Annotated in this window: 13 protein-coding genes; 9 read left to right on the top strand and 4 right to left on the bottom strand. The window is 66.1% G+C overall.

Going from position 1 to position 17637, the window contains the following annotated elements; all coding sequences use genetic code 11:
- A partial coding sequence (locus CAG00_RS23120; RefSeq protein WP_085665420.1) for an acetyl-CoA C-acetyltransferase occupies positions 1–1215 on the bottom strand: 1215 nt, incomplete at its 3' end.
- A gap of 118 nt (positions 1216–1333) precedes the next feature.
- Here CAG00_RS23120 and CAG00_RS23115 point away from each other — a divergent pair.
- From CAG00_RS23115 to CAG00_RS23075, 8 genes are all read left to right on the top strand, one after another.
- Positions 1334–2686 (top strand): 3-oxoacyl-ACP reductase, encoded by a 1353-nt coding sequence (locus CAG00_RS23115; RefSeq protein ID WP_025337579.1) that lies wholly within the window; start codon positions 1334–1336, stop codon positions 2684–2686.
- Between the two features lie 2 nt (positions 2687–2688).
- On the top strand, positions 2689–3540 hold the full coding sequence (locus tag CAG00_RS23110; protein ID WP_085665425.1) for a MaoC/PaaZ C-terminal domain-containing protein: 852 nt from the start codon (positions 2689–2691) through the stop codon (positions 3538–3540).
- A 190-nt stretch (positions 3541–3730) separates the two neighbouring features.
- The gene (locus tag CAG00_RS23105; RefSeq protein ID WP_085665419.1) at positions 3731–4036 is read left to right on the top strand and encodes a MazG-like family protein; all 306 of its coding nucleotides are present in this window, start codon (positions 3731–3733) and stop codon (positions 4034–4036) included.
- Positions 4033–4782 carry a methyltransferase domain-containing protein gene (locus CAG00_RS23100; protein WP_015268825.1) on the top strand — a complete coding sequence of 250 codons (750 nt, stop codon included), beginning with the start codon at positions 4033–4035 and terminating at the stop codon, positions 4780–4782. Before CAG00_RS23105 ends, CAG00_RS23100 begins: the two co-directional genes overlap by 4 nt.
- Positions 4783–4803: 21 nt before the next feature.
- A complete protein-coding gene (locus CAG00_RS23095) occupies positions 4804–5439 on the top strand; it encodes a DUF4136 domain-containing protein (protein WP_085617875.1) in 636 nt (211 codons plus the stop codon).
- Positions 5440–5458: 19 nt separating this feature from the next.
- Entirely contained in the window at positions 5459–6028 is a 570-nt protein-coding gene (locus CAG00_RS23090; protein ID WP_025337576.1) for a DUF4136 domain-containing protein, read from the top strand.
- Positions 6029–6308: 280 nt separating this feature from the next.
- The gene (locus CAG00_RS23080) at positions 6309–6779 is read left to right on the top strand and encodes a prepilin peptidase (RefSeq protein ID WP_075044498.1); all 471 of its coding nucleotides are present in this window, start codon (positions 6309–6311) and stop codon (positions 6777–6779) included.
- A 119-nt stretch (positions 6780–6898) separates the two neighbouring features.
- Positions 6899–7675, top strand: a complete 777-nt coding sequence (locus CAG00_RS23075) for a response regulator transcription factor (RefSeq protein WP_085665418.1) — start codon at positions 6899–6901, stop codon at positions 7673–7675.
- A 143-nt stretch (positions 7676–7818) separates the two neighbouring features.
- On the opposite strand, the gene CAG00_RS23070 is transcribed toward CAG00_RS23075, so the two are convergent.
- Entirely contained in the window at positions 7819–9483 is a 1665-nt protein-coding gene (locus tag CAG00_RS23070) for a ShlB/FhaC/HecB family hemolysin secretion/activation protein (protein WP_085665417.1), read from the bottom strand.
- A 213-nt stretch (positions 9484–9696) separates the two neighbouring features.
- On the bottom strand, positions 9697–12051 hold the full coding sequence (pbpC, locus tag CAG00_RS23065) for a peptidoglycan glycosyltransferase PbpC (RefSeq protein WP_085665416.1): 2355 nt from the start codon (positions 12049–12051) through the stop codon (positions 9697–9699).
- 77 nt (positions 12052–12128) lie between these two features.
- Here pbpC and CAG00_RS23060 point away from each other — a divergent pair, with 77 nt between their 5' ends.
- The gene (locus CAG00_RS23060; RefSeq protein ID WP_025337571.1) at positions 12129–12422 is read left to right on the top strand and encodes a hypothetical protein; all 294 of its coding nucleotides are present in this window, start codon (positions 12129–12131) and stop codon (positions 12420–12422) included.
- A gap of 161 nt (positions 12423–12583) precedes the next feature.
- Here the strand turns inward: CAG00_RS23060 and CAG00_RS23055 are convergent, their stop codons facing one another.
- Positions 12584–17485: an alpha-2-macroglobulin gene (locus tag CAG00_RS23055; RefSeq protein WP_085665415.1), complete on the bottom strand. Its 4902-nt coding sequence runs from the start codon at positions 17483–17485 to the stop codon at positions 12584–12586.
- Positions 17486–17637 lie beyond the last annotated feature (152 nt).

Raw genomic sequence — 17637 nt, 5'->3', positions numbered from 1 at the left:
CCCCTTCCCCGCCCTCGCCAGCAACTTGGCCAGGTTGGCCAATATCCGCCCCCCGGTCGCGGCAAACGGGTGCCCGGCCGCCAGCGAACTGCCCTTGACGTTGAGCTTGCTACGGTCGATCGCCCCGAGCGGCGCATCCAGCCCCAACCGCTCACGGCAATAATCGGCATCTTCCCAGGCCTTGAGCGTGCACAGCACCTGGGCAGCAAAGGCTTCGTGAATCTCGTAATAATCAAAGTCCTGCAGCGTCAGGCCATTGCGCGCCAGCAGCCGCGGCACCGCATACACCGGCGCCATCAGCAAGCCTTCGCGACCAGTGACGAAGTCCACCGCAGCAGTTTCGCCATCGACCAGATAGGCCAGCACCGACAGCCCCTGCTGCTCGGCCCATTCCTCGCTGCCCAGCAACACCAGCGAAGCACCATCGGTCAGCGGTGTGGAATTGCCCGCCGTCAGCGTGCCCTGCCCGCTGCGATCGAAGGCCGGCTTGAGCCTGGCCAGTTGCTCCAGGGTCAGGTCGGGGCGCAGGTTGTTATCACGGGTCAACGACAGAAACGGCGTCAGCAGGTCATCCTGCCAACCTTCGGCGTACGCGGCAGCCAGCGCCTGGTGGCTGAGCAGCGCCAGCTCGTCCTGTTCGGCACGGCCAATGCGCCAGGCCTGGGCCATGCGTTCGCAATGCTCGCCCATCGACAACCCGGTGCGCGGCTCGCCGTTGCGCGGCAATTCGGGTTTCAGGTGGTGAGGGCGCAGCTTGAGGAATGGCTTTAGCCGCTCGCCCAGGCTTTTGCCGCGGTTGGCCTGCAGCAAGATGTGGCGCAGGCCTTCGTTTACCGCAATCGGCGCATCGGAGGTGGTGTCCACGCCGCCGGCAATGCCGCAGTCGATCTGCCCCAGGGCAATCTTGTTGGCCACCAGCAGTGCCGCCTCCAGCCCGGTGCCGCAGGCTTGCTGGATGTCGTAGGCCGGCGTCTGCGGCGACAGCCGCGAGCCCAGCACGCACTCACGGGTCAGGTTCATGTCACGCGAGTGCTTGAGCACCGCACCGGCCACCACTTCCCCCATGCGCAACCCATGCAAGCGGTAGCGTTCGATCAGCCCTTCGAGGGCGACGGTGAGCATCGCCTGGTTGCTGGCCGTGGCGTAGGCGCCATTGGAGCGGGCGAAGGGAATTCGGTTGCCGCCCAGGATCGCGACCCGGCGAAGTGAACGCATGCGCTTGTTCCTCCTGAAACAATTTGATCCGTACAGCCTAGGTGTTTTTACCGCATTCGAACGACCTTGCCACAAAGTTGGTCCACACTTTCAAGCTTGCCTTCCGGGAGACCCACTCATGAGCGATCGCTACCTCGGCTTTGCCAACTCCAACCTCGGCCGCCGTCTTGTGGATGCCCTTGGCCTGCCACGCCCGGCGCCGCTGGAGCGCTGGCAGGCCGGCCGCCTGCGCCCGGTCGAAGGTGCCCTGGTACTGGGTGGCGGGCCACTGGCGAGCCAGGTCGAAGCCATTGCCCCGCGCCTGACCGACACGCTTTACAGCTTCAATACCGACAACCTCCAGGCCGAAGCGTGGGTGGCTGGCCTGGGGCCGAAGATCAAGGCCGTGGTATTCGATGCCAGTCACCTGTCCGACAGCGACGCGTTGAAGCAGTTGCGCGAATTTTTCCAGCCACTGCTGCGCAGCCTGGCGCCGTGCGCCCATGTAGTGGTGCTGGGCCGCGCGCCAGAAAGCCTCGACGACCCACTGGCCAGCATTGCCCAACGGGCCCTGGAAGGCTTCAGCCGCTCGCTGGCCAAGGAGCTGCGCAACGGTGCGACCGCGCAGTTGCTGTACGTCGGCCCCGGCGCGGAAGACCAGCTGGAAGGCGCCCTGCGCTTCTTCCTCTCGCCCAAAAGCGCCTTCATCTCCGGCCAGGTGCTGCGCCTGCATGCCTGCGCCAGCCAGGTCGAGGACTGGACCCGGCCGCTGGCTGGGCGCCGCGCCCTGGTAACCGGTGCCGCGCGCGGCATCGGCGCCGCCATTGCCGAAACCCTGGCCCGGGACGGTGCCGACGTACTGCTGCTGGATGTGCCGCAAGCCAGCCAGGACCTCGACGCCCTGGCCGCACGCCTGGGCGGCAAGGCGCTGCCCCTGGACATCTGCGCCGGCGACGCGGCAACGCAACTGCTTGCGGCCCTGCCCGACGGCATCGACATCGTGGTGCACAACGCCGGTATCACCCGTGACAAGACCCTGGCCAACATGACCCCGGAATACTGGGACGCGGTGCTGGCGGTCAATCTCAAGGCACCGCAGGTGCTGACCCAGGCGCTGTACGACAACGGCGCCCTGGGTGAAAACGCGCGCATCACCCTGCTGGCCTCGGTCAGCGGCATCGCCGGCAACCGCGGGCAGGCCAACTATGCCGCGAGCAAGGCCGGGCTGATCGGCCTGGCCCAGGCGTGGGCGCCCCGGCTCGCCGAGCGCGGCGGCAGCATCAATGCCGTGGCACCCGGTTTCATCGAAACTCACATGACCGCCGCCATGCCCATGGGCCTGCGCGAGGCCGGGCGACGCTTGAGTTCGCTGGGCCAGGGCGGCCGCCCGCAGGATGTCGCCGAAGCCATCGCCTGGCTCAGCCAGCCGGGCTCCGGCGCAGTCAACGGCCAGGTGCTGCGGGTATGCGGCCAGGCCTTGATGGGGGCCTGAACATGAGCCGACACTGGCACGACCTGCACAGCCCGGCTTCGCGCGCCAGCCTCTACCTTCGCGCGGCCAGCAAGCGCAGCATCAGCGGCGACCAGCTGCCGGACGACGGCCTGCGCTGCTTCATCCGCGTCCAGCCGGGCAACCTGGCCGCCTATCGACGGTTGTGCCACTTCACCGACGATGGCCGCCTGCCGGGTACTTATCCACATGTCATGGCGTTCACGCTGCAGTTGCAGTTGATGACCGCGCCAAACTTCCCCTTCCCGCTGCTCGGCCTGGTGCACCTGCACAACCGCATCGAAGTGCTGCGCCCACTGGGCGGGATCGAAGGGCTGCGCTTTGCGGTGCATGCAGGAAATCTGGAGGCGCATGCCAAGGGCGGCACCTTCGACCTGGTCACCGAAGCCGAAGACGGCATCGGCCTGCTCTGGCGCGAGACCAGCCGTATGCTGGTGCGCGGGCTGAAGCTGGAAAGCGAGGCAGGTGAGCCTGCCGAGGACGAACCGCAAGCGTTGCCAGAGGCGACCCGCTGGTACGCCGACAGCGATATCGGCCGGCGTTATGCCAAGGTCTGCGGGGACTACAACCCGATCCACCTCAGCGCAACCAGTGCGCGGCTGTTCGGCTTCCCCACGGCCATTGCCCATGGCATGTGGAGCAAGGCCATGGCCTTGGCGGCACTGCGCGGGCACCTGCCGCACAGTGGCTATGCCTTCGAGGTGGATTTCCGCAAACCGGTGCGGTTGCCGTCGGAGGTGGTGCTCGGTGCCAGTGAGGCGGGGGCTGCGGGAGAGCTGCGGCTGGATGGGCATGGAGGGATGCTGCACATGGTCGGGCGCTGGGCAACTCTGTAGGAGCGGCCTTGTGTCGCGATGGGCCGCAAAGCGGCCCCGGCGATGCCAGCGGCGAAGCTGATAATTTGGGGCGGCTTCGCGCCCCATCGCGACACAAGGCCGCTCCTACAGGGACCATGCCTGTCTTGGCGGTATACGCTTGCTTTGCATCGGGCCTGCGCAGAAGCTATGCAGCATTAGGAGACCCCCGATGAACCTGCAAGAACTCACCCAACGCCTGCACCAGATCCGCGACAACAACGACTGGCGTGGCTTCCACAGCCCGAAGAACCTGGCCATGGCCGCCAGCGTCGAAATGGCCGAACTGGTGGAAATCTTCCAGTGGCTGAGCGAAGACCAATCGCGCCAGCTGCCCGCCGACAAGCTGGCCCATGCCGGCCAGGAAATCGGCGATGTGGTGCTGTACCTGTTGCTGCTGTGCAGCGAACTAGGCCTGGACATGGACCAGGTGGTGCGAGCCAAGCTGTCCGACAGCGAGAGGCGCTTCGCCCGATGAACGACCGTCATTTCGATGAGCTGGCCACCCGCTTTGCCGAGAAGATCTACGGCGGCGCCAAGGGCGCCATCCGCCTGGCCGTGCTGCAGGCCGACCTGGCCGAAGCCCTGCCCGACCGCCCGCTGCGCATCCTCGACATCGGTGCCGGGTTGGGTCACATGGCCTTGTGGCTGGCCCAGCGCGGCCACCAGCTGACCCTGGCCGAACCCGCCGCGCCCATGCTCGACGGCGCACGGGCGCGCTTTGCCGAAGCCGGACAACCGGCCACCTTCATCCAGGCCCCCTGGCAAGACCTGCTCGGCCAGCTGACCGAACCCTACGACCTGGTGCTATGCCACGCCGTACTGGAATGGCTGGCCGAGCCCGAAAGCATCCTGCCGGTGCTGCACCAGCTCACGGCCCCTTCCGGGTGGCTGTCGCTGGCCTTCTACAACCGCGACGCCCTGGTCTATCGCAACCTGCTCAAGGGCCATTTCCGCAAGTTGCGCAGCAACCGGCTGGAAGGTGAAAAGCAGAGCCTGACCCCGCAAAAACCGCTTGATCCACGCGAACTCAGAGCGCAACTTGATCCTATGTGGCAGGTTGAAAGCGAAAGTGGCGTGCGGGTGTTCCACGACTACATGCCCAAGGAATTCCAAGGCAAGGCCGAGCTGCTCGACCTGCTGGAAATGGAACTGGCCTACCGTCGACACCCCAGCTTCGCCGGGCTCGGCCGCTACCTGCACTGGGTCTGCCGCCCCCGCTGACCTGCCCGCCGGGAGGAATACATGCCGTACCGTCTGTTGTGCCTGGCCGTGCTGCCGCTTGCCCTGGCTGGCTGCCAGGGCAGCAACCCTTATGTGGCCAGCAGCCGCCCGTTACCACCGGCGCCTGCCCAGGCGGCCAGCACCTTCGATGCCAGTGCCTACCCGACACCGGCCCGAGATTACGGGCACTACCGTAGCTGGAGTTGGCGCAACGGCCAGTTGCCCAGTGGCTCGGTCGATACCGACCCGGGGCAACTGGCCGATGCCGTCAGCGGCGCGCTGGACCAGCATGGCCTGCGCCCCGCCCGGGGCGGCCCCGGCGACTTGCTGGTCAGCGCCGACATACGCCTGGAAAAGCGCTTGCGCCAGGTACGTGACTACGATGCCTACGACCCTTACTACGGCCCGTACCCCTACGGTGGTGTCGGTTATGGCGGCTACCGCCATGGCTATGGTGGCTATGCCAGCGTGCCCATCGTGCGCACCTACGAGGTGCAAGTGATGGTGGTGCGTATCGACCTGTACGACGCCCGCAGCGGCCAGCCGGTATGGAGTGCCAGCGCCGAAAGCGGCAGCGACAAGGACTCGCCGCGTGAACGCGAAAGCGCCCTGCGCGATTCTGTGCACAAGGCGCTCAACGGCTATCCTCCCAGTTGATATCCAACGGAGAACCATCATGTTGCGCCGTCTCGTTCTACTGTCATTCGCGTTATTGCTCGCCGCCTGCTCCAGCAATAACGTCCAGCAGGATTTCGATGCCAGCCGTGACTTTGCCGCCTACCGCAGCTGGGCATGGCAGGAACCGGGCCTGCAGTACCGCCCGGACGACCCACGAATCAAGAGCGACCTGACCGAGCAGCGCATTCGCCAGGCAGTCGCAAACCAACTCGACCAGCGCGGCCTGCGCCCGGTGCAAAGTGGCGCGCGGCCAGACCTGACAGTGCGCGCGTACCTGATCGTCGAGCAGCGCCAGCAACAGATCACCACCAACTACGGCGGTGGCTGGGGGGGCTACTGGGGCGGCTACTGGGGTGGGCCGATGTACAACGAAACCCGCAGCGTCGACTACAAGGTCGCCACCATCCAGATCGACCTCTTCGATGGGCGTGACAGCAAGTTGGTGTGGCGCGGCAGTGCCGAGCAGATCATGAACAACTACCCGCCAAGCCCCGAGGAACGCAACAGCGCGATCCAGAACACCGTGACCAAGGTGTTGGCCAACTACCCGCCGGGGAGCAGGAAGTAACACCGAACGCGGTTATGCAGGCGCCGCAGCCCCTGTGGGAGCGGGTTTACCCGCGAAGAAAACAACGCGGTGCATGGCACCGGCTTTGCCGGTGTTCGCGGGTGAACCCGCTCCCACAAGGGTCGCCTGCGAGGCCTGTTTCAACAGCGACAAAATCCATCCCGGCCACGCCTTTTTCCCTCTCCCGCTCCACTCCCCGCAGGTTCCCGTCTATCTTCACTTAAGGAAACCTGACTGACCGGGTAGATGTGTTCAACATTTGGGAAAGGGCGACCTGCCAATGCAAAGCATTGTTCTCCTGCTGTGGCTTGCCTTGTGCTCCGAACAGGACGTGCGTCAACGCCAGATATCCAACATGCTCACCCTTGGCGTCGCTACCTGCGCCCTGGCCTGGCTGTTCGCCACCGGTCATAGCTGGATCGGCGCCGATGCCAGCGATGCAGGCTGGGCGCTGGCCATCGTCATGCTGCTGACCCTGCCCGGCTACATGCTCGGCCGTTTCGGCGCCGATGACGTCAAGCTGATGGGCGCACTGGCCCTGGCCACCAGCCCGCAATACGTGCTTGGCACCTTCATCGGCGCCGGTGTCAGCGTGCTGCTGTGGCTGCTCACCCGCCGGCGCCTGTGGACCTTGCTCAACCCAAAGGTGAAAAAGCGTTTGCAGGCCCTGACCGAAGAAATGGGTGACAAGCAGGCGTTCGTCCCCTATGTGCTGGCCGGCTTTCTGTTGACAGCGGTATGGGTCCAATGAGCCAGCCTGTGGTCCGACACCTTGTACAAAACTTGTACATATTCGCTTGGTGCGACTATTTTTAAACTGCCAGAGCGTCTGGCCCGGGAGCAGGGCCGTATACGAACAGGGAGTGGATCGTGTCCAGACAAGTGAGTGAGTTGAAGGTTTTGGTGGTGGATGACCAACCGGTCATTGTCGAACAACTCTGTGAATTCCTCGAAACCAAGGGCTATGTTTGCGTACCGGCCCATTCTGCTGACGAAGCCATCGAGCGCTATATGGCAGACCCAGCCATCGGTCTGCTTATCTGCGACCTGCACATGCCGGGACGGGATGGCGTTGAACTGATGCGCACCCTGAAGCAGTTCGACGGCAGCCAGCGCATGTTCGAAGCCATCATGTTGACCGGGCGTGCCGAGAAACAGGACGTGATCCGCGCGCTGCGCGAAGGCTTTGCCGATTACTACCAGAAGCCGGTGGATCTCGATGAACTGCTGGAAGGCATTCGTCGGCAGGAAGAGGCGTTGCTGGAACGCCAGCGCAACTTCCGCGACCTTGGCGGATTGAATCAACGTCTGCAGGATCTGGCCGAGTCGATTGACGAGCTTTACCAGGATTTGGAAAAGGCACGGGGCCAAGGTACTCATCGGCGTGCCACGGATGTGGAAGAAAGCGAAAGCGAGCTGCCAGCGGCGTTCGAGAAGCTGTCGCCACGCCAACTGGAGGTGGCCCGCCTGGTGAGCAAGGGCAAGACCAACTACCAGATCGCCTGTGAGCTAGGCATTACCGAGAACACCGTGAAGCTGTATGTGTCGCAGGTGCTGCGCCTGACCCACATGCACAACCGCACCCAGCTGGCCCTGGCACTGACACCCAGTTCGTCGCCGGTGCATCAGCGGTTTACTACCCACTAAGCAGGTAGCTTCAAGATTTTGGCGGCTGCGTTACAGCACATCGCGACACCTGTGGGAGCGGGCGCGCCCGCGAACACCGGCGCAGCCGGTGCCATGCACCGCGTTGGATTCTTCGCGGGCGCGCCCGCTCCCACAGCGCCCCCTTACATTTGAACGCCAAGCGTCAAAGTCAGCCGAGGCCCACGGTCCAGGCTGTCCAAGGCCACATCCGCCAAAGGCTTGGCCAGCTCCAGCGCCACATTGAACAAGCGCCCATCGCCCAACCGCACACCAAGCGCCGTCGAAGCCAGGTGGGCATCCTCCACAGGCCCCCGGTTATGCCAGGCCTGCGCCGTATCCAACACCACATAGGGCTGCACCAACGCCAGCCAGTTGGCGTGCATGCTGTAATTCACCTCGTAAGCCACACCCCAGCCCTTGTCCCCGTCCGCCTGGTCGCGCGGGTAGCCACGGCCGAAACTCTGCCCGCCAAACCCCGCACGCTCGCTGTCGGGCAAGCGGTCATCACTCCAGTACAGCGCCCCGGACACCACCCCCTGCCAGTTACCGAGCAGCCTGTCGCTCTGCAAACCGGAAAGCCGCAACCGCAGAAAATCCAGATCGTAGTCGGCATCGCTGCGCGCCCCCAGGTAATCCAGGCCCTGATAGACCCCGGCGCTGACGATACGCAAACGGCCCTCTTCCACCTTGCGCCAGTCGCCCTCGAATGACAGCGCACGCACGTAGGTGTCGTAGTCCCGTGCCGATGGCAACCCATCCACCCGGTCCTCGAAGTGCTCACTGAGCGAATACACCTGCCCCTGCACCACCATCCATTCATCGGGCCTGACGATCACCGGCTGGCGCAGGCCGATCGCATAGCGATCGCTGTCGCGCTTGCGGGTGATGTCACGGCCATCGTCCAGACGAATCCGCGTGCCGGGCTCGCTGCGGTAGCGCGAAGCCGACAGCAGCAGCTGGCTGCCGCCCGCGTCCAGGTACTGGCTGTAGGCCAGGCGCTGGTAATGCACCTGGTCATCCCCCGGCGGCAGCAACAGGCTGGCCTCGATCTGTTCGGCAAAGCGAGTCTGGGCGTGGCTGGTTGCCGTCATCAGCGCCTGTGCATCGTCGCGGTTGCCATCAGCAACGGTAACCGCAGCGCTGAACGGCTTGCGCTGCGCATGCACGGTCAACTGCGCAGCACCATCAGCGGTTTGCGCCACGGCCAGCTGCGGATCTATCGTCACCCCCGGCAGGCGCTCGGCCAGGCCCAGGTAGCGCTCCAGCGTTTCCCGGGTCAGCGGGCGCTCGGTTGCAAGCCGCTCCAGCAGTTGGTGCAGATAGGCGCCGGCCGGGCCGATATCGCCGTCCACGCGGTAATCACGGATATAGCCTTCGACCAGCACCACATTGACCCGGCCATCGGCCACCTCCTGCGGCGGCAGGTAGGCGTATGACAACAGGTAGCCTTCCTGCCGATAGCGCTGGGTCAGGCGCGCGGTGTACTGCTGCAGCTCGCCCAACGTGGTCTGGCGCCCGATCAGCGGTTGGTAGTGTTCGCGCAGGTCGCTCAAGGGGAACACCGTGCCGCCTTCGAAGCGCACTTTATGCAGCACCAGCGGGGTATTCGCAGGCGCCCACGCGGGGCTGTCACCCTCCACCCCGGCCAGCTGCAGGTGAGCGCTGACCGGGCGGTAGGCGTCTATTGGCAGGTTGGCGCCGAGCAGGCGACGTTCGTACTCATGGCTGTCGAGAAAACCCGGCAAAGGTTCGGCATGGGCCGCAAGCGCCCAAGGCAGCAACAACAGGGGCACGGCCAGAGGACGCATAGGGCGCTCCATGTTCCCAGGGGCTGCGTTGCAGCCCTTCGCGGGCGCGCCCGCTCCCACAGAGATCGCGCATTTCCTGAACTGTGGGAGCGGGCGTGCCCGCGAAGGGCCGCAAAGCGGCCCCAAATTGCTTGACTGACAGGCATCAGGGGCGTCAGCCGGTCACACCCGTTACTTGCAAGCGTAGGTGCTGCCTCGGCCCTCGTCGAACGGCTACTCGCTGACCTGGAACGCCACGCGCGCCGTCTCGCCGCTTTCATCCAGCGCGCTGATTTCCGCCTGGCCTACCTGTTGGAAGCGCACCAGCAGGCTGTCCTGCCCCTGGGTTTCGCCCAATGGCTGGCCGTTGAGGAACCACCAGCGCCGCCCGCCGCCGCCCAGCGCCGACACATACAGTTGCAACGGCTCGCTGCTGGTGGCCGGGCGGCGCAGGTTGTCGCCCGGGCGCACGCCCACGATCGAAAGCGGTGGCGCGCTGGCCGGCACCTGCGGCGGGCAGGCCGGGTCGATGGCCGGCAGGCGCGCCGCACGCCGCTCCACACGTGGCAGCCAAGGCTCCAGCGGGGCGGGCCATAGGGCGATATCGCGGGCCTTGGCGCCCGGGCAACTGCCATCGACGCGCAGCCCCTGGTCGTTGACCCATACGCTTTCGCGCAGGCCCAGGCCGAGTGGCTGGTCAGCGGCCTGCAGGGTTGGCGGCGTAGTGCCGTCCAGGGTCCAGGCGAAACGCTGACGCCGGCAGTTGCGGTCCTGTTTGTTCATAGGCTGGCCCAGCGGCCAACAGATCGCCGCCACGCCGACATTGGCCGGCACCCGCTCCACCGGCACACCGATGCCACGCTGGCTGTCACGGTTGCTCAGCAGGTCGTGCACCTGCAGCATCAGCGGCGCCGCCGAAGCCAGCCCGAATTGGCCGGGTACCGGTGTGCCGTCGGGGCGGCCGATCCATACGCCGATCAGGTAGCGCGGGCCCACGCCGATCGACCAGGCATCGCGAAAGCCGTAGCTGGTGCCGGTTTTCCAGGCCAGTTGCGGGCGTTGTACCAGCTCGGCATGCGGGTCGCGGTCGGGGCGCGCCTGGCCGCTGAGGATACGCCGGATGATCCACGCAGCCCCTGGTGACAGCAGGCGCCGTTCCAGCAACGGATCCTGCGGTTGCAGGCGCACCCGCGCACTGTTGCCACCCCGCGCCAAAGCCGCGTAGCCACCCACCAGGTCCTCCAGGCGGCTGCCCGCCCCACCCAGGATCAACGACAGGTTGGGCTCGGCCAGGGGCGGCAGTATCAGCGGCATGCCCGCCATGCGCAGTTGCGCGGCAAAGCGTTTCGGGCCGTAGGCCTCCAGCAGCTGCACCGCCGGCAGGTTGAGCGACAGCGCCAGCGCCGAACTGGCCGACACCGGCCCGCTGAAACCCATGGAGAAGTTGCCGGGGCGATAGTCGCCATAGCGTCGCGGCACATCCTGCAGCAACGACTCGGAATGGATCAGGCCGTCATCCAGCGCCATGCCGTAGAGGAACGGCTTGAGAGTGGAGCCCGGCGAGCGCAACGAACGCACCATGTCGACATGCCCGAAGCGGCGCTCGTCGGCCAGGTCGATGGAGCCCAGGTAGGCACGCACCGCCATGGTCTGCGCATCGACCACCAGGATGGCGGCGGAGGTGCGCTCCGGCAGCCGTGCGCGCCAGCCCAGCAGCAGGTCTTCGAGGCGACGCTGCAGCACGGCGTCGAGCGTGGTGCGGATCAGCGGCGGGCTGTCGGCGCTGTTCAGGCGCCGGGCCAGCAGCGGCGCCAGGGCCGGTTCCTGACGTGGCGCCAGCACCAGCGGTTCTTCACCTGCCTCACGGATTTGCTGGGCCGGCCACACCTGGTATTCGGCCAGGCGTTGCAGCACCTTGTCCCGGGCGCGCTGGGCACGCTCGGGGTGACGGTCCGGGCGCAGGCGGCTGGGCGCCTGGGGCAGCACGGCCAGCAGCGCCGCTTCGGCCGGGGTCAGGTGCATGGGCGACTTGCCCAGGTATGCCCAACTGGCGGCCGCCACGCCCTGCAGGGTGCCGCCGAAAGGCGCGCGGTCCAGGTAGATCTGCAGGATTTCGCGCTTGGACAAATGCCATTCCAGCTGCGCCGTGCGCCACAGCTGGCGCAGTTTGCCGGCCAGGGTGCGTTCATGCGGGTCGAGCAGGCGCGCGACCTGCATCGACAGCGTGCTGCCGCCCGACACCACACGCCCGCCACGCAGGTTCAGCCAGGCAGCGCGGGCCAGGGCCAACGGGTTGACCCCGGGGTGGCTGTAGAACCAGCGGTCCTCGTAGGTCAGCAGCGCCTGCAGATACAGCGGCGAAACCTCGTCGGGGCTGACCGGGTAGCGCCACACGCCATCGGCATCGGCAAAGCGCCACAACGGCGTGCCGTCCTCGGCCAGCACCACGCGGGCCAGGTCGTCGCCGGGCATGGGCAGCGGCCAGAGGCGGTCGGCCAGCCACAACAGGCCGAACAGCACCAGCATGCCGATCACCGTGGCGCGCAATAGCCTGCCCGCACGGGTACGCGGCCGCGTTAAGCTTGGCATCGGGAACCGACCTGGCCAGGTGATGGCCAAAGGCTTGGGAACGGCAACATCGCCGATTCGTTCATCAGGAAGCAACTATGCATGTAGAAGGTTTTTTCGAGTGGCTGGGCCAGGCGCTGGGGTCGTTGATCCGCTTCATCGTCGACGCATTGAGCGGGCTGTTCAACCTGCTGGCCAGTGCCGGAGGCAATTTCATCGATGGCCTGGCGCGCACCTTGGGCATGGAAACCTCGCTGCTCAGCATCCTCGCCCTGATCATCGGGCTGGTGCTGCTGTACTCGGCAATCCGCGCGTTCATGCGCGCCTCGATCATCCTCGGGATCATCTGGCTGCTGCTGGGGTTGTGGGTGATGAGCTGGGTGATTCACTGACATTGAACTGCCCGGCGCAGACCTGTGGGAGCGGCCTTGTGTCGCGAAAGGGCTGCGGAGCAGCCCCAGGATCTCAGCTCCGCCGCTTGAAATGCCGGGGCCGCTTTGCGGCCCTTTCGCGACACAAGGCCGCTCCCACATAGTGCGCGCAAGGCAGGTGCTTAGCGGGCTTTTACGGTCATCTCCCCTTGCCCATCCCCCACGGCCTGCAGGTTTGGCCGGTACATCGATTCGACCTGCGGCGGCGGCACGCGGTAGGTGCCCGGGGTCACTGCCCGAGCCAGGTACAGCAGGTGGGTGGTGCCGTAGCTGTCCAGCTTGAGCGCAGCGACGTAACGGTCATCGCGATACTCCTGGTGCACCACGCTGGCGTTCTGCATCGACTCGCGCCATTCCTTCACCGCACTGCTGGCGTTGTCCAGGCTGGCGGCACTCTGCGCCAGGTTCTGGTTCTCCAGTTCCAGGCCTGCCGGCAGCAAGTCCACCACCAGCGCATCCGGCACCCGGTCTTCAGCCTTGAGCGCCAGGTGCACCAGCACCAGGTCGCCGCTGCGCAGGTTGTGCAGGTCCAACGGCTGGCCATTCATGCCCAGGTACTCACGGCGGATCTGCATGCCGTTGCCACCGGCCGCAGGCGCCTGGCGTGGGTAACCCGACAAGGTCAGTTGCTGGTACAGCGTTTCGCTACCTTGGTTCTGCACACTCAATGGCGACGCCAGCAACGGGCCTTCTAGCTTCATGCCGGCCTCGGCATTGTTGAACTCGCGCACTTCGCCCGCGCTGTCCAGGCGCGCCTGCCACTGGCCTTCCGGCTTGCCCAGCAGGCCACGGCCGGCCAGGAACAGCGCATTGCGCTCCTGGGTCGACAGCCAGCGGTTGGCCGCCAGTTCATCCGACAGGGCGAACAGGCGCTGGTCGACCTGGCGGCTGGCCAGGTTGCTTTCCTGCAGCAGCGCCAGGATCAGTGCCTGGTCGCGCAGGGCGCTACCATAGTCGGCCATCCAGCCTTTACCGCGGCTGATGCCCAGGCCCGCCTGCAGGGCCTGCTCGGCACGCGGCTTGTCGCCCATCTTGTCCAGCGCCACCGCCAGTTGCACCAGTGGCAGGCCGGAGCGGGCATCGGCGCGGCGTTCGAACAGGCCACGCAGGGCACCCAGCGGCGCCTGCTGGCTGCGCGACAGCACCAATGCCGCATAGGCCTGCACGGCGAAGCGGGTGTGTTCGGCGTTCTCGCTGTAGTCGACTTCGATCAGGTTGCGCTCCTGCAGGTAACGCAGCAGGCGCTCGCTGGCCTTCTTCAGCGCTTCGGCCGGCACACCATAGCCTTGGTCACGGGCGCGCAGCAGGAAGTCGGTGACATAGGCGGTCAGCCAGTATTCTTCTTCGCTGTCCGAGCTCCACAGGCCGAAGCTGCCGTTGTAGCGCTGCATGCCCAGCAGGTGCTCGATACCCATCTCGATCTTGCGCTTGCGCACATCGGCAGGCTCGCCCTTGATACCCAGGCGCTTGAGGCTGTCGGCATCGGCATACAGCGACGGGTAGAGGCCGCTGGTGGTCTGCTCCAGACAACCGTAGGGGTAGGCTTCGAGGGCACGGATCTGCTCGGCCAGGTTCAGCGGTGGCCGGCTTGACAAGGCCAGGCTGGCTTCAAGCCCGGCGGGTTCGAAGGCGGCCAGGTCTGCTTCAGGCAGGGTCCATGGCTGGTCCTTCAAGGCCACGCGGTAGTGCTTGAGCATCGCCGGGTAGGCCGGGCGCACGCCCAGCGTCCACTCGCGCTCGAACGCGCCGGTCGGCTCGTTCGGCAGTTGCAGGCCAGTGACCCGCACATGCACCTTGCCCTGCCCCAGGCCACCCTGGGCCTGCACCGGGATCATCAGCGTCGAGCGCTGGCCTTCAGCCAGGGCAACGTTCTGCACGGCGTTGGCCGCCAGGCTCAGCTGCCCTTCGGTGCTGATCTCCACGTTCAGCTGCTGGGCACGGCCCGACAGGTTGGCCAGGTCCAGCGCAAGGTTGGTGCGGTCGCCACCGGCCAGGAAACGCGGCGCCGAGAGCTCGGCGATCAGCGGCGCGGCGACCACGGTCTTGCCTTCGGCCATGCCGAACTGTTCCTCGGTCCAGGCCTGGGCCATCAGCCGCAGTTCGCCATTGAAGTCGGGGATATCGACCGTGGCCTGGCCCTCACCCTTGTCGTCCAGGGTCACCGGCAGGCTCTGCTGGGCGACGATGGTCACCGTGGTGTTGGGGCGCTTGCCACCCTTGGCCATCGCCGCGTCGCCACCAAATGCCAGGCTGGCCAGGCGGCCCTGGCCGGCTTCGATCAACTGGCCGTAGATATCCAGCTGGTCAGCACCGTAAGCCTTGCGCCCGAACAGGCTGGCGAACGGGTCGGGGGTCTTGAAGTCGGTGATGTTGAGGATGCCCACATCCACCGCCGACAACAGCACATGCACCTGTTTCGGCACGCTGCCATCGGCATTTGCAGCCTTGACCTTCACGGTCAGCGGCTGTTTCGGGCGCATTTTCTCCGGCGCCTGCAGGCTCACCGCCAGCTTGCGCTCGGCGCGGTTCAGCGGCAGGTGCAGCACGCCCACCGCGCGTTTCGGCGTGGCGTTGGCCTTGCGCTCACCCGGGCGGATCACCAGCGCGCTGATGTACAGGTCGTGGCGGGCCCACTGCTTGTCCAGCTGCACGTCGAACGTCTTGCCCTCGGCGGGCACGTCGATCTCCTGCCACCACAGCGGGCCATCGCTGGACTCGATCATCAGGTAGCCACTGCCGGCTGCGGGCGGGGTGACGGTGACCTTGGCGGTAGCGCCGTCGGCGTAGGCCGGTTTGTCCAGTGCCAGCTTGACCTGGTCCGGTCGCACCGCGCCGCCTTCGGCGTTGTCCTGGGCGCGGTAGCCAGCCCAGAAGCGCGCGCTGGACACAAGGCCCGTCTCCGGGTCCTCCACCTCGACACGGTACGGGCCCCATTCCACCTGGAAGCTCAGCTTGGCGGTGGAGCCGGCCTTGACGCTGACGGTCTCTTCGCTCTGGGTGAGGAACTTCTCGTTGTAGGCGTAGCTCCAGCCATCGCTCTGCGAGTAGTTCCAGTAGTAGTCGCGGCGCTCGCGTACCAGCCGCACCTTGAGGTCGTTGGCTGCCAGCTTCTTGCCGTTGCGGTCGGCCACCAGGAACTCGAACTCCACCGGCCCGTCACTGTCGGTTTCCTCGCCGTCGAACAGGCCACGCAGGCCTGGCAGGCGCTCGGCCGGCCAGATGGGTTGTTCCAGGCGCCGGGTGATCGGCCGGCCACCGGACTCCTGCAGGCTGGCCTGCACGGTCAGTTGCAGCGGCGAGCGGGCTTCGGCCCAGCGGCTTTCGATATCGACCACGGCCTTGCCGGCCTGGTCGAGGGTGACTTCGTCCAGCTCAAGATCCTGGTTCAGCTCGGTTTCGGTGACCGAGCCGAACTGGTAGCCAGGCAGCGCCGGTACCGCCTCGCGCAGAGGGCGAACATAGGCCTGGCCGCTCAGGCGGTTGCCGGCAGCCGGGGCGCCGTAGAGGTAACGGCCATTTACATGGATGCGCGCATCCTGATCCGGAGACAACGGTTTGCTGCTGCCCTTGAGTTCCAGCGCCAGGCGCTCGGGCAGGAAGTCTTCGACGAGGAATTCATACACCTGCTTGCGCCCGCCGCCCAGGTCGAGCAGCAGTTGCCAGCGGCCGGTCGGGGCCTCGCTGGCCAGCTGCAGCTGGTACTGGTACAGGCCATTGCCGTCGGCTTCCCAGACGAACTTGCGGCTGACCTGCTCATCCGGGCGACGCACTTCCACGCTCACTGGCTGCGCCTTGACCGGCTTGCCGTCCTGGTCGCGCAGCAGGCCGTTGAGCAACACCGTTTCACCGGGGCGATACAGGTCACGCGGGCCAAAGATGAAAAACTGCAGCGGGTTGGCCTGCGGGCCGGTGATGTCGAACTCGGCCAGGTCCAGCGCCGCGCTGCTCAAGCGCAGCAGGGTGGTGTGCACACCCTGGGTGGCGATCAGGGTGTCCGCCTTGGGCGTGATCGGCAGCTGGGCGTGGCCATCGCTATCGGTGCTGGCCTGGGCCAGCAGCTTGCCCTTGTCGTCATGGATTTCCAGGTTGACGCCGTTCATCGCCTTGCCACCTTCCAGGGCCTGGGCGAACACATCGAGGCGGTCGCGGTAGCGATGCGCGGACACACCGATGTCGCTGAGGGTGAACAGGGTCGCTGGTTGCGAGTAGTCGTAGGTGCCCGAGGCTCGCATCACCGCCAGGTACACGCCTGGCTCCTGCAGCGGCTTGATGCCGGCGATCGGCAGCAGCACGGTCTCGCGGGTGTTGCGTGCGGGGTTGAGGTCGAAGCGGCCGCTGTAGACCAGTTCGGCCATGTCCAGGGTTTCCTTGGACTGGTAGTAGTAAAGGCTGCTGTTGCGCCCCCAGTTGACCAGGAAGGTCGAGAGCATGTCCGGCTTCACGCGGAAGAACTCGACATCGACCTTGTCGACGTTGAGGGCGATCACCGGCAGGCCCTCGGCCAGGCGCGTGGGCAGCAGCGAACCGCGGCTGGCGAAGCCGATGGTCGGCTGCATGTCGCGGGTTTCCAGGCGGCTGATCGACTCGCTGTCCAGTTGCTTGCCATTGACCGCCAGCAGGCCCTTGTCGACGGTCAGCACCAGCTTGCGCTGCGGCTCCAGGTGGCGCAGGCGCAGCTCCATCTGGTTGTCGGAGAGCTCCCAGGCGCCGTCGAGCTTGCCTTTGACGGTGTCGACCAGGTGCACTTTGCTGGCGAAGTCCTGCTTGGCATCCAGCGGCGCGGAGAAGCTGATCGACAGCGTCGCGGCGCCATCGAGCTGCACTTCGGAAACATCCAGCACCGTCAGCTCGCGGCCCTCGTAGCGTTTGGCGAGTACGGCCGGGTCTTCGCGTTGGGGTGCCGGGGTGGCGGCGGGCGCTGTGGCCGCCGGCTTTTCGGATGGCGCCGGCTTGTCCGGCGTCGAAGAGTCACAGGCACTGAGCAAGGCCAGCGCGCAGGCCAGCAACAATCCTTTGTTGAACATGGAGTAGAACTCTTTGGCAGCGTGTACGTGAGGGCAGCAACTATAGCGCAATGGCGGGTGCAGTACCTGGCGTTGCGCGTCAGGTGTGACTGTGGTCGCGCGAATTGGCTGCATGGCCGGTACACTGCTGGCTATTCAGAAAAGCGGGGGGC

Origin of the sequence: Pseudomonas sp. B5(2017) (assembly GCF_002112825.1) — a bacterium.
Lineage (GTDB): Bacteria > Pseudomonadota > Gammaproteobacteria > Pseudomonadales > Pseudomonadaceae > Aquipseudomonas > Aquipseudomonas putida_Z.
This window is presented reverse-complemented; position numbering and strand designations above follow the sequence as displayed.